We start from the raw sequence: 11,695 nt of genomic DNA on the forward strand, positions 1-11,695 counted from the left end.
CCGGGCCCGTTCGGCCGCCCCGAAGCGCCGTGCGACACGCCGGACACAGCATACGTCGACCGGGAGACCGAGTGATGAACGAACCGACATTGCGGCGTTTCGCCTCCCTGCTGCTGCTCGCGGCGCTCGCCGTCGCGGCGGCCCCGGCGGCGGCCGGGCCGTCCGCATCGGGCTCCGCATCGGCCTCCGGATCGGCCTCCGGATCGGCCTCGGCGTGGACCGGCGACGCGCGCTCCGCCGTCCGCCTCGTCGGCGGAACGCCGGGGCCGGGCACGCCGTTCCTGTCGGCCGGCATCGAGATTCGGCTGGCGCCGGGCTGGAAGACCTACTGGCGGTACCCCGGTGACTCGGGCGTGCCGCCGCGCTTCGACTTCTCCGGCTCCACCAATGTGCGGGCCGCCACGGTGCGCTGGCCGGCGCCCAAGCGATTCGAGGACGGCGGCGGCATGGCGATCGGCTATTCGGACCGGGTGGTGTTCCCGGTGACGGTGGAGCGGGCCGACCCGTCGCGTCCGGCGACCCTCGCGGTCGCGCTCGACTACGCCATCTGCGAGCGGCTGTGCGTGCCGGTCAGCGGCCGCGCCACATTGACGCTGCCGGCCGAGGCGGCCGAGGCGGCCGCCGTGGAGGCCGCGACGGCGCGGGTGCCGGTGCCGGCGGCGGTCGGCGCCGCCGGGGCGCTGGCGGTGCGCTCGGTCCGGGTCGACGGCGCCTGGCCGAAGCCGCGCGTCGTCGTCGCCGTGGCGGCGCCGTCCGGCACCACCCCGGACCTGTTCGCCGAGGGCCCCGGCGAGGACTGGGCGCTGCCGCTGCCCGAGCCGATCGGCGAGGGCCCCGACGGCACCCGCCTGTTCGGCTTCACGGTCGACGGGGTTCCGCCCGGCGTCGATCCCCGCGGCGCCACCGTGACGCTGACGGCGGTCGCCGGCGAGGCCGCCGTCGAGGTGCGGGCAACACTCGATTGACGGTACTCCGGGCCGGGGCTTGCGCGTGGTCGCACGATTGTTTCAATGCGCGGCGCAAGGATGGGGCGCCGGCGGCCGTGCGGCCCGGCGTTCCATCACCCCCCCACGTCGTCCGGACCGGCCGCGGCCGGGGGCCGGACCGTCAACACAGCGTGAGAGACACCATGCCCATCCAGGTCGGCGATCGCATCCCCGAGGCCCAGTTCCGCGTCATCACGGCGGGCGGACCGGCCTGGGTCACCACCGACGAGATCTTCAAGGGCAAGACCGTGGTGCTGTTCGCGGTGCCGGGCGCCTTCACGCCCACCTGCCACAACAACCACCTGCCGGGCTTCCTCAAGCACGCCGACGCGATCAAGGCGAAGGGCGTCGACACCATCGCGGTGACCGCGGTGAACGACGCCTTCGTGATGAACGAGTGGAAGAAGGCGACCGGCGCCGACGGCAAGATCGAGTTCCTGGCCGACGGCAACGGCGACTTCGCCAAGGCGATCGACATGACCATGGACATCAGCGCCGGCGGCCTCGGCCTGCGCTCCAAGCGCTACGCCATGCTGGTCGAGGACGGCGTGGTGAAGCGCCTGTCGGTCGAGCAGGAGGCCGGCAAGGCCGAGCTGTCGAGCGCCGACGCGCTCTTGGCGGCGATGTAGGGCGGCACTGTCGGGGCGCATCCGCGCCCTATCGCCTCGCGGTTCCAGCGGTCCCTCCCCCTCTTGTGGGGGAGGGACAGGGAGGGGGCGAGCCGCCAAGCTGACGCTCCGATGGCGGTGGCCGTGAGCGAAGTCTCACCCCCGCTCCGCCCGCTGGGCGGCGCGCATCTCGGCGATCGCCTCGCGGGCGAGCTCGTCGGCGCGCTCGTTGAGGTCGTGGCCGGCGTGGCCCTTCACCCAGTGCCAGGCGACGTCGTGGCGGCGGATCGCCTCGTCGAGGCGCTGCCACAGGTCGACGTTCTTCACCGGCTTCCGGTCGGCCGTCTTCCAGCCGTTGCGCTTCCAGCCGTGGATCCAGCCGGTGATGCCCTGGCGCAGATACTGGCTGTCGGTGTGCAGGTCGACCGCGCAGGCGCGCGTGAGCGTCTCCAGCGCGACGATCGCCGCCATCAGCTCCATGCGGTTGTTGGTGGTCAGCGGCTCGGCGCCCTTGAGCTCGCGCCGGCGGCCGTCCCATTCCAGGATGGCGCCGAAGCCGCCCGGCCCGGGATTGCCCGAGCAGGCGCCGTCGGTGTGGATGGTCACGCGCTTTCCCGCCGCGCCGGTGTCGCTCACGCTGGTCGATCCCTGCCGGCCGGTCACGCCGCGTCGATGCCGTAGTCGCGGGCGGCGCCGACGGTCTGGTGGAAGCGGAGCTTGCGGTAGTATTCGAGCGGGTCCTTGCGCCGCACCAGCGCGCCCGGCGGCACCGCGAACCAGTCGTAGAGCCGGGTCAGCAGGAACCGCATCGCCGCGCCGCGGCACAGCGCCGGCAGGGCGGCGTGCTCGTCCGCCGCCAGCGGCCGCACCCGCACGTAGCCGTCGAGCAGGGCCCGCCCCTTGGTGACGTTGTAGGCGCCGTCCGGCTCGAAGCACCAGGCGTTCAGGCAGATCGCCACGTCGTAGGCGAGCGTGTCCGTGCAGGCGAAGTAGAAGTCGATCAGGCCCGACACCCGGTCGCCCAGGAAGAACACGTTGTCGGGAAACAGGTCGGCGTGGATGACGCCGCGCGGCAGCCCGTCCGGCCAGCCGGATTCGAGCGCGGCGAGCGCCGTCTCGATCGCCTCGGCGAGCCCCGGCGTCACCTCGTCGGCGCGCGCCCGGGCGGCCTCGAACAGCGGCCGCCAGCCGTCGACCGACAGGGCGTTGCGGCGCTGCATGGAAAAGTCGCGGCCGGCCAGGTGCAGGGCGGCCAGCGCGCCGCCGAGCGCGTGGCAGTGCGCGACGGTCGGCCGCCGCACCCACATGCCGTCCAGGAAGGTGACGATCGCGGCGGGGCGGCCGGCGAGGCGGCCGAGCGCCGTGCCGGCGCGGGTCTTCACCGGCTGCGGGCAGGTCAGGCCGCGCGCCGCGAGGTGCTCCATCAGGCCGAGGAAGAACGGCAGGTCGGCTTCCGCCACCCGCTTCTCGTACAGCGTCAGGATGAAATGGCCGCGCGAGGTGTGCAGCAGGAAGTTCGAGTTCTCGACGCCCTCGGCGATCCCCTTGCAGGAGAGGAGCTCGCCGAGTTCGTAGTCGAGGAGATACGCCTGCAGCTCGTCGGCCGTGACGTCGGTGTAGACGGCCATCCCACCCCCAAAGAGCATCGTCCGGCGACGTGGATCCGGTTCGCCGCGGACGATGCGCCCCTCACAAAAGGACGGCCTCCGGGCCGGCCGCTACTCGGCGGCCGTGTCGGAGGCCTTGTCGAGTTCCCGGAGCTGCCGCGGCAGCGGGAAGAACATGCTTTCGGTGGCCCCCGACACCGTCTCCACCGTGACGGCGAAGCGGGTCGCGAACGCGTCGATGATCTCCTCGACCACCACCTCGGGCGCCGAGGCGCCGGCGGTGAGGCCGAGGGTGCGGATGCCGTCGAGCTTCGACCAGTCGATCCCGTCGGCGCGGTCGACCAGCTGCGCGTGCGGGCAGCCGTTGCGCTCGGCCACCTCCTGCAGGCGCTTGGAGTTCGACGAGTTCGGCGAGCCCACCACGATCAGGGCGTCGACCCGCGGCGCCACCGCCTTCACGGCCTCCTGCCGGTTGGTGGTGGCGTAGCAGATGTCCTCCTTGTGGGGCGCCGTGATCTGCGGGAAGCGCCGCTGCAGCGCCGCGATGATCCCGGTGCAGTCGTCGATCGACAGCGTCGTCTGCGTCACATAGGCGAGGTTGGCCGGGTCGCGCGGCGTGAACCGCTCGACGTCGGCGACCGTCTCGATCAGCGTCATGGCGCCGGGCGGCAGCTGCCCCATGGTGCCTTCCACTTCGGGGTGACCGGCATGGCCGATCAGCACGATCTCGCGGCCGCGCTTGAAGTGGACCTCGGCCTCGCGATGCACCTTGGAGACCAGCGGGCAGGTCGCGTCGAGGGCGAAGAAGTTGCGCTTGGCGGCGCTCTCCGGCACCGACTTCGGCACGCCGTGGGCCGAGAACACCACCGGCGCGTCGGTGTCCGGGATCTCGTCGAGCTCCTCGACGAAGATCGCGCCCTTCTTCTTCAGACTCTCGACCACGTAGCGGTTGTGGACGATCTCGTGGCGCACATAGACCGGGGGGCCGTACAGCGCCAGCGCCCGCTCGACCGTGTCGACGGCCCGCACCACCCCGGCGCAGAAGCCGCGCGGCGAGCACAGCAGGATCGCGAGAGGCGGCTTGCCGGCGACGTCGGGGGCGGGCGTCATGGCTGGTCCCTGGCTCGTCATGAAGTCTCCTCGTCCGTCGGTTTGGCCTCCCCCCGGAGCCCTGTCAAGCAGGCCCCGGGCGGGTTGCGTCGGCCCTGTCGTCTCGACTATATAAGGATCGAATTCCGTCATTTCCTGAAATGACACAGGCTTCGCCTCCGGGGGGCGGGCGAGGCCGCAGAGGAGCTTTACCCATGTCGACCCAGCCGCTCATGCCGAAGGCCACCGCCGTCTGGTTGGTCGAGAATACGGCCCTCTCGTTCGATCAGATCGCCGATTTCTGCAAGCTGCACCCGCTGGAGGTGAAGGCGATCGCCGACGGCGACGCCGCCCAGGGCATCAAGGGGCTCGATCCGATCGTCACCGGCCAGCTCAGCCGCGAGGAGATCGCGCGCGCCGAGAAGGATACCAGCATCCGGCTGCGCCTCGCCGAATCGCGGGTGCGGGTGCCCGAGGCCAAGCGCAAGCGCGGCCCCCGCTACACCCCGGTGTCGCGCCGCCAGGATCGCCCGAACGCCATCCTCTGGCTGGTGCGCAACCACCCGGAGCTCAAGGACAGCGCCGTGATGCGGCTGGTCGGCACCACCAAGGCGACCATCAAGGCGATCCGCGAGCGGACCCACTGGAACTCGGCCAGCCTGACCCCGCTCGACCCGGTGACGCTCGGCCTGTGCTCGCAGATCGATCTCGACATGGAGGTCGCCCGCGCCGCCAAGGAGCGTCCGGCCGACGCCGAGCAGGGCGTCACCCTGCTGCCGGCCGAGGTCACCACCGGGCCGGGCGCCGAGGACGCCGACGAGGAGACCCGCACGTCTGGCGAGGAGCTCGACGTCGAGGCGGTGTTCGCCAAGCTCAAGCAGATCGGCGGCAAGGCCGACGAGGACGACGAGGACTGAGGACCGGCCGTCGCCGGCCGCGCGTCGAAGCCGGCATCACGGAAGGCCGGCCTCGTGCCGCGACGCCGCGGCGGTGCACGGGGAGGGCGGCCGGGTCAGCCGCCGTCCGGTGCCGCCGCCTGCTTGTCCTGGCGCATCTGATCCTGCCGCCCCTGCGTCAGGGCCCAGTGCACGGCCTGGGTGCGCGACGGCAGGCCGAGCCGCGCCAGGATTCCCGACACGTGGATCTTGACCGTGTTGGGCGACAGCCCGAGCTGGCGGGCGATCTCCACATTGGTCAGGCCGTTGGTCATCAGCGACAGCACCTGCCACTGGCGCTTGCTGAGCGGCGGCTGGCGCTCGTCGCCGGAATCGGCGGCGGAGGGCCGCAGCAGGGCCGCGCGCAGCGGCACCCGCGGGCCGGCGACCGCCGCGCCGATGGCGGACTCGAGGCTCGCCGCCGCGCCGGACAGCTCCGCGGCGCCGGCCGCCGGCGCGCCGCCGGCCTTGCGCGCCTCGGCGAGCGCCGTCGCGATGGCGGTGATGTCGACGTGCAGCAGGGCCGCCCGGCTGCCGTCGGTGGCGCACGGAAAGCCCAGCAGCATGAACGAGGTGTTCTGCACCGGCGAGCGCCGCTGGTAGACGATCGAGACCGCCTCGGTCTGGCCGGCCAGGAGCTGCGAGATGCCGGTGATCAGGCGCGGTGACAGCGGGTCCGCGAAGGCGCAGAATCGCAGATAGTTCTCGCCGACGCCGTAGTTGTTCGGCGGCCGGTCCTCGAACGGAAGCACCAGCCCGCCGGCGTCGACGAACGCCTTCCACTGGCTGTTGACCGACAGGATGAAGCCGAAGCGGTCGAGCAGAGCCGTGTAGACTCGGAGATCGCGGAACAAGGCGTCGGACGTGGTCACTCGCAATCCCCTACTGCGGCCGGACTCGCGGCGGCCGCTGTACGACCGGATGACGGGCCGCCGAACCGCGGCGGCGTTCGGGTTGTAGACGTCCACCTACGCGACGTGTTCGCGAATCGAGTAGCAGGCGAAGTGGATTAATCATAAGACTATGTCTGAACGTAATGTGTATTAGCCCGATCATCGTGACGTATCCGATGCCACAAATCCTCTACTTATTTCCCATAACATTTTGAACGCGAGAGAATCGAATGCGATCTGCCTGTGTCTAGTTCTTTTGGGAATACACAATCGCAAACCGAGACTCGAATCAATCCCGCTCTGCCCGCAACCACAGCTGATGCTATCCATCGTCTTCTCGAATTAATAAATAAATCGCCGCCGTTCTCTCGCAATCCTTGTCTGTGTCGTCGCAGAGTGATGTTTCGGGTCAGCGACACAGCGATGATCACGTGAAAGTGATAGGCGGTCCTTGAACGTGCGGCGCCGTTACAGCGACCCCGCGTGCCGCGTCGCCGCTACACGCAGAGGTCATGTCCGGCCGCGTCCGCGCGGCGGCGCGGGGCCGGGCTGCGGGCGATGCCGGGCTCGCCCGCCCGCCCGCCTGCCGTGCGGGGCGAACGCGCCGCACGGGGGACGCCCGGCCGGGACCGCTGGCAAGAGCGCCGGACCGAGAGAACGCCGCGCCGAAGGAACGCGAGACGGCAACACCGGGGACGAACGCATGACGGACATCGATGTGGTGGTGATCGGGGCCGGCGCCGCGGGGCTCACGGCGGCCACCGATCTCGCCGCGGCCGGCCTGACGGTGCGGATCCTGGAAGCCCGCGACCGGGTCGGCGGCCGCGCCCACACCCGTGTCGCCGCGACGCCCGCCGGCGCCCTGCCGCTCGATCTCGGCTGCGGCTGGCTGCATTCGGCGCCCGAGAACGAGTGGACGGCGCTGGCCGTCGCCCGCGGCCTCGCCCTCGACCGGGGCGCCGCGCCGTGGCAGCGGCCGGCCCACGAGGCGACCTTCCCGGCCGCCGACCAGGCGGCCTTCGCGGCCGTCATGGACGCCTTCTGGGGGCGGGTCGAGGCGGCCGGCGCGGCCGGCGGGCCGGACCGGCCGGCCGCCGATCTGCTGGAGCCGGACGGGCCCTGGGCCCCGCTGATCGACGCGGTCAGCACCTGGGCGAACGGCGTGCCGCTCGCCGCGCTCTCGGTCCGGGACTACGGCCGCTTCCGCGACACCGGCGACGACTGGCGGGTGCCGACGGGCTACGGCGCCCTGGTGGCGGCCCAGGCGAACGGGCTCGACATCGTCACCGGCTGCCCGGTGCACGCGATCGACCGCTCGGGCGTCGGGCTGCGCATCGAGACGGCGCGCGGCGCCGTGACGGCGCGGGCCGCGGTGGTCACGGTGCCGCCGCCCGTGCTGGTCGCCGGCACGCTGCGCATCCGGCCGCAGCTGGCCGACACGCTCGCGGCGGCCGCCAGCCTGCCGCTCGGCCTCGCCGACAAGCTGTTCCTGCATGTCGACCGGCCCGAGGACCTGCCGGCCGAGACGCGGCTGATCGGCACGCCGCACCGGCGCGACACCGGCAACTACCATCTGCGGCCGTTCGGCCGGCCGCTGATCGAGGGCTATTTCGGCGGCCCGCTCGCCCGCGCCCTGGAGACGGACGGTCCGCCGGCCTTCCTGGCCTTCGCGCGCGACGAGCTCGCGGCGGCGTTCGGGTCGGCGATCCGCGACCGCGTGCATCTGGTCGCCGCCACCGGCTGGGGCGGCGACCCGTGGGCGCTCGGCTCCTACTCGGCTGCCGCGGTCGGCGGGGCCGAGGCGCGGGCGGCGCTCGCGGCCCCGGCCGATCCGCGCCTCGTGTTCGCCGGCGAGGCCTGCTCGCGGCACGACTTCTCGACCGCGCACGGGGCGCTGCGCAGCGGCACCGCGGCGGCGGCGGCGGTGATTGCGGCGCTCGCCCCGGACCGGGCCGGCGCTCCGGACAGCGGCGGCGCTCCGGACCGGGCCGGCGCCCCGTCGGAACCGTGCACGCCGCATTAGCGGTCGTCCCGCCCAGTTGGTAGCGTGGTTCGAATCACCCAGCGACGAGCCCCGCGATGACGGACCACGACGCGCCTCGATCCCGTCCGCCGTCGCGGTCCGGGGACACGCCGGCCCGGCTGCGCCGGGCGGGCGAGCGCGGCCTGCGCCGCGTCATGCACGTGTGGTGGCGGATGAGCCGCGGCCTCACCCTCGGGGTGCGGGCCCTGGTGATCGACCGCGAGGACCGCGTCCTCCTGGTCAGGCACTCCTACGTCTCCGGCTGGTACCTGCCGGGCGGCGGCGTCGAGGTCGGCGAGACCCTGCAGGAGGCGCTGGTGCGCGAGCTCTCCGAGGAGGGCAATGTCCGGCTCACCGGCGCCGTCGCCCTGTTCGGCGTCTATCTCAACGCCCATGTCTCGCGGCGCGACCATGTCGCGCTCTACGTGGTGCGGGCGTTCGAGCAGCCGGCGCCGCCGGCGCCCAATCACGAGATCGTCGCCACCGGCTTCTTCCCGGTCGACGCGCTGCCCGACGGCACCACCCGCGGCACCCGCGCCCGCATCGCCGAGGTGCTGCACGGCGCCGCGGTGTCGGAGCGCTGGTGAGGCGCGCGGCGGCTCCGACCGTGCCGCCGGCGCGTCTCCGGACCGATGGCCCGCAGGCCGGGGTCAGCCGCCGCCGAAGCGGCTGCGGTCGTGCGGGGCGCCGAAGTCCAGCTCCGGGCCGATCGGCACGATGCCGCTCGGATTGATGGTGCCGTGGCTGCCGTAGTAGTGGCGCTTGATGTGGTCGAGATCGACGGTCGCGGCGACGCCCGGCACCTGGAACAGGTCGCGCACGTAGTTCGACAGGTTCGGATAGTCGACGATGCGGCGCAGGTTGCACTTGAAGTGGCCGTAATAGACCGCGTCGAACCGGACCAGCGTGGTGAACAGCCGCCAGTCCGCCTCGGTGAGCCGCGCGCCCACGAGATAACGCCGCGACGCCAGCCGCGCCTCCAGCTCGTCGAGCGCCGCGAACAGCGCTCGGAACGCCTCCTCGTAGGCGGCCTGCGTGGTGGCGAAGCCGGCCCGGTACACGCCGTTGTTGATGTTGGCGTAGACGAAGGCGTTCACCCGGTCGATCGGCTCGCGCAGATCCGCGGGGCTGTAGTCGGTCGCGACGTCCGTGAAGGCGTCGAAGGCGCCGTTGAGCATGCGCAGGATGTCGGCCGACTCGTTGCTGACGATGGTCTTGCGCACCGTGTCCCACAGCACCGGCACGGTGACGCGGCCGGAATAGTGCGGATCGGCCGCCACGTAGATCTCGGCGAGCGTGGCGGCGCCGTTGGCCGGATCGCCGGTCGAGCCCTGCGCGGTGTCGAAGGTCCAGCCGAAGCGGCCCATCAGGGGCGACACGACCGACACCGGCACGACCGCCTCGAGCCCCTTCAGGGCCCGCAGGATCAGGGTGCGGTGCGCCCACGGGCAGGCGAGCGACACGTACAGCCGGTAGCGGCCCGGCGCGGCCGGGAAGCCGCCGGCGCCGGTCGGTCCGGCCGTCCCGTCCGCCGTGACCCAGTTGCGGTACTGCGACTCGCTGCGCACGAACCGTCCGCCGGTCGCGCCGGTGTCGTACCACTGATCGTGCCAGACGCCGTCGACGAGCAGACCCATGCGTTTCTCCGCTTCCGCCTCTCCGGCCGTCGCCGCTTCTCCGGCCGGTCGATCACTGCTATCTAGGCGCGGCGGCCGCTGCCGGACATCCCCTCCGGCGAACGACCTCGACCGGCGGCGCACCTCCACGCTGGCGGCGCACCTGCACGCTGCGACGTGCCCGCGATGTCGGCTCGTGCGGCGCAGCGGCGTGCGGCATCGCCGTCCGACGACACGGCGCCACCGTCGTCATCCCGGGCTCTTCGGGGCCGTTCGTCCGAGCACGTTTACAGCGTCATGACGGATCTGTCGCTCACCATCCTCCCCGAGACGCCGGCCGACGCCGCCGCGATCGAGCGTCTGCACGAGCGCACCTTCGGGCCGGGCCGCTATGCGCGTACGGCGTACCGGATCCGCGAGAAGGCGGAGCTGGACAGCGGCCTGTCCTTCCTGGCGCGCATCGGCACGCTGCTGGTCGGCTCGGTGCGGCTGACCGCGATCCGCATCGGCGACACCCCGGCGCTGCTGCTCGGCCCGCTCACCGTCGAGCCGCCGTTCCGCGACCGCGGGATCGGCCTCAGGCTGATCGAGCGCTCGCTCGCCGAGGCCCGCGCCCGCGGCCACCGGCTGGTCGTGCTGGTCGGCGACGAGCCCTACTACGCGCGGGCCGGCTTCGAGCGCGTGCCGCGCGGCCGCGCCGTGATGCCGGGCCCGGTCGATCCCGCCCGCCTGCTGGTCGCCGAGCTCGAGCCCGGCGCCTTCGACGGCGTCTCCGGCGTCATCCGGCCCGACCAGGACGCCTGATCCGCCGCACCTTTTCCGCCCCCGCCCGTTCCCGCCCCGGCCCCTGCCGCGACCCGCCGCTCCCGCCACCCCTGCCGACCGACACCCCAACGCCCCCGCAACGAGGAGAAGACATGCTCAACCCGATGCGCCCGCTCGCGACCGCGGCGACGACGCTCGCCGCCGCGCTGGCCATGACGATCGCCGCCGCCGCGCAGACGCCGGCCTACCCGACCCAGCCGGTCCGCTTCCTGATCGCCTTCGCGCCGGCCGGCCCGGCCGACATCATCGGCCGCATCGTCGGGCTGAAGCTGCAGCAGCTGTGGGGCCAGTCGGTCGTCATCGAGAACCGCGGCGGCGCCGGCGGCAACATCGCGGCCGTGCAGGTCGCACGTGGCCAGGCCGACGGCTACACGGTGCTGGTGACGACGAGCGCCTTCGCGGTCAATCCGAGCCTCTACAAGAATCCGGGCTATGCCAGCGAGACCGACTTCAAGGTCGCCGGGCTCGCCGCCACCACGCCGAACCTGCTGGTCGCGGCGCCCGATCTCGGCGTCAAGACGCTCAAGGACGCGATCGCGCTGTCGAAGACCAAGAGCCTCGCCTTCGGCTCCGCCGGCACCGGCACGACGCCGCATCTCTCGGGCGAGCGCATCTTCCGCTTCCTCGCCAAGGTCGACATCCCGCACGCGCCGTTCACGGGCGCCGGCCCGGCCCTCAACGCCGTGATGGGCGGTCACGTCGCGCTCGCCAGCGTGGCGATGCCGGCGGCGACCGAGCTGGTCAAGTCCGGCAAGGTGGTGCCGCTGGCGGTGACCAGCGCCAAGCGGGTCGAGTCGCTGCCCGACGTGCCGACCGTCGCCGAGGCCGGGCTCGAGGAGGTCGACGACGCCACCTGGGTGGCGCTGTTCGTCCCCGCCAAGACGCCGCAGGCCGTGATCGACAAGCTCAACGCCGACCTGAACACGGTGCTGAAGGACCCCGAGGTGAAGCAGCAGTTCGCCCGCATCGGCTTCTCGGCGCTCGGCGGCTCGCAGGCGGAGGCGGAGCGCTTCGTCAAGGCCGAGATCGCCAAGTGGGGCGACGTCGTCACCCGCATCGGCCTGAAGATCGACTGATCCCGGCATCCGCCTGATCAGCTCGGCCTCGCGTCGC

12 protein-coding genes are annotated in these 11,695 nt (G+C 72.5%); 7 read left to right on the forward strand and 5 right to left on the reverse strand.

Annotated elements, in window-relative coordinates:
- Positions 1-74: 74 nt before the first annotated feature.
- Both J2S22_RS04380 and J2S22_RS04385 read left to right on the forward strand, forming a co-directional pair.
- The gene (locus J2S22_RS04380) at positions 75-965 is read left to right on the forward strand and encodes a protein-disulfide reductase DsbD domain-containing protein (protein WP_272778879.1); all 891 of its coding nucleotides are present in this window, start codon (positions 75-77) and stop codon (positions 963-965) included.
- 164 nt (positions 966-1,129) lie between these two features.
- Positions 1,130-1,615: a peroxiredoxin gene (locus tag J2S22_RS04385; RefSeq protein ID WP_272778878.1), complete on the forward strand. Its 486-nt coding sequence runs from the start codon at positions 1,130-1,132 to the stop codon at positions 1,613-1,615.
- Positions 1,616-1,750: 135 nt separating this feature from the next.
- Here the strand turns inward: J2S22_RS04385 and rnhA are convergent, their stop codons facing one another.
- From rnhA to ispH, 3 genes are all read right to left on the reverse strand, one after another.
- Positions 1,751-2,230 (reverse strand): ribonuclease HI, encoded by a 480-nt coding sequence (rnhA, locus tag J2S22_RS04390; RefSeq protein ID WP_272778877.1) that lies wholly within the window; start codon positions 2,228-2,230, stop codon positions 1,751-1,753.
- Positions 2,231-2,253: 23 nt separating this feature from the next.
- Positions 2,254-3,222 (reverse strand): homoserine kinase, encoded by a 969-nt coding sequence (locus J2S22_RS04395; protein ID WP_272778876.1) that lies wholly within the window; start codon positions 3,220-3,222, stop codon positions 2,254-2,256.
- Between the two features lie 90 nt (positions 3,223-3,312).
- Positions 3,313-4,311 (reverse strand): 4-hydroxy-3-methylbut-2-enyl diphosphate reductase, encoded by a 999-nt coding sequence (gene ispH / locus J2S22_RS04400; protein ID WP_272778910.1) that lies wholly within the window; start codon positions 4,309-4,311, stop codon positions 3,313-3,315.
- Positions 4,312-4,505: 194 nt separating this feature from the next.
- On the opposite strand from ispH, the gene J2S22_RS04405 reads away from it, so the two are divergent.
- Positions 4,506-5,207: a DUF1013 domain-containing protein gene (locus J2S22_RS04405; RefSeq protein ID WP_272778875.1), complete on the forward strand. Its 702-nt coding sequence runs from the start codon at positions 4,506-4,508 to the stop codon at positions 5,205-5,207.
- Positions 5,208-5,302: 95 nt separating this feature from the next.
- On the opposite strand, the gene J2S22_RS04410 is transcribed toward J2S22_RS04405, so the two are convergent.
- Entirely contained in the window at positions 5,303-6,097 is a 795-nt protein-coding gene (locus J2S22_RS04410; protein ID WP_272778874.1) for a helix-turn-helix transcriptional regulator, read from the reverse strand.
- 724 nt (positions 6,098-6,821) lie between these two features.
- Here J2S22_RS04410 and J2S22_RS04415 point away from each other — a divergent pair.
- Together J2S22_RS04415 and J2S22_RS04420 are read left to right on the forward strand one after the other, a co-directional pair.
- Entirely contained in the window at positions 6,822-8,141 is a 1,320-nt protein-coding gene (locus J2S22_RS04415; RefSeq protein WP_272778873.1) for a flavin monoamine oxidase family protein, read from the forward strand.
- Positions 8,142-8,197: 56 nt separating this feature from the next.
- Positions 8,198-8,728 carry an NUDIX domain-containing protein gene (locus tag J2S22_RS04420; RefSeq protein ID WP_370878174.1) on the forward strand — a complete coding sequence of 177 codons (531 nt, stop codon included), beginning with the start codon at positions 8,198-8,200 and terminating at the stop codon, positions 8,726-8,728.
- Between the two features lie 63 nt (positions 8,729-8,791).
- Here J2S22_RS04420 and J2S22_RS04425 read toward each other — a convergent pair whose 3' ends face one another.
- A complete protein-coding gene (locus J2S22_RS04425; RefSeq protein ID WP_272778872.1) occupies positions 8,792-9,778 on the reverse strand; it encodes a glutathione S-transferase family protein in 987 nt (328 codons plus the stop codon).
- Between the two features lie 276 nt (positions 9,779-10,054).
- Here J2S22_RS04425 and J2S22_RS04430 point away from each other — a divergent pair, with 276 nt between their 5' ends.
- Entirely contained in the window at positions 10,055-10,561 is a 507-nt protein-coding gene (locus J2S22_RS04430) for a GNAT family N-acetyltransferase (RefSeq protein WP_272778871.1), read from the forward strand.
- Between the two features lie 113 nt (positions 10,562-10,674).
- Positions 10,675-11,658, forward strand: coding sequence for a tripartite tricarboxylate transporter substrate binding protein (locus tag J2S22_RS04435; protein WP_272778870.1), 984 nt, complete (start codon positions 10,675-10,677; stop codon positions 11,656-11,658).
- Positions 11,659-11,695 lie beyond the last annotated feature (37 nt).

Origin of the sequence: Rhodoplanes tepidamans (genome assembly GCF_030813915.1) — a bacterium.
In the GTDB taxonomy this organism is placed as follows: Bacteria; Pseudomonadota; Alphaproteobacteria; order Rhizobiales; family Xanthobacteraceae; genus Rhodoplanes; species Rhodoplanes tepidamans.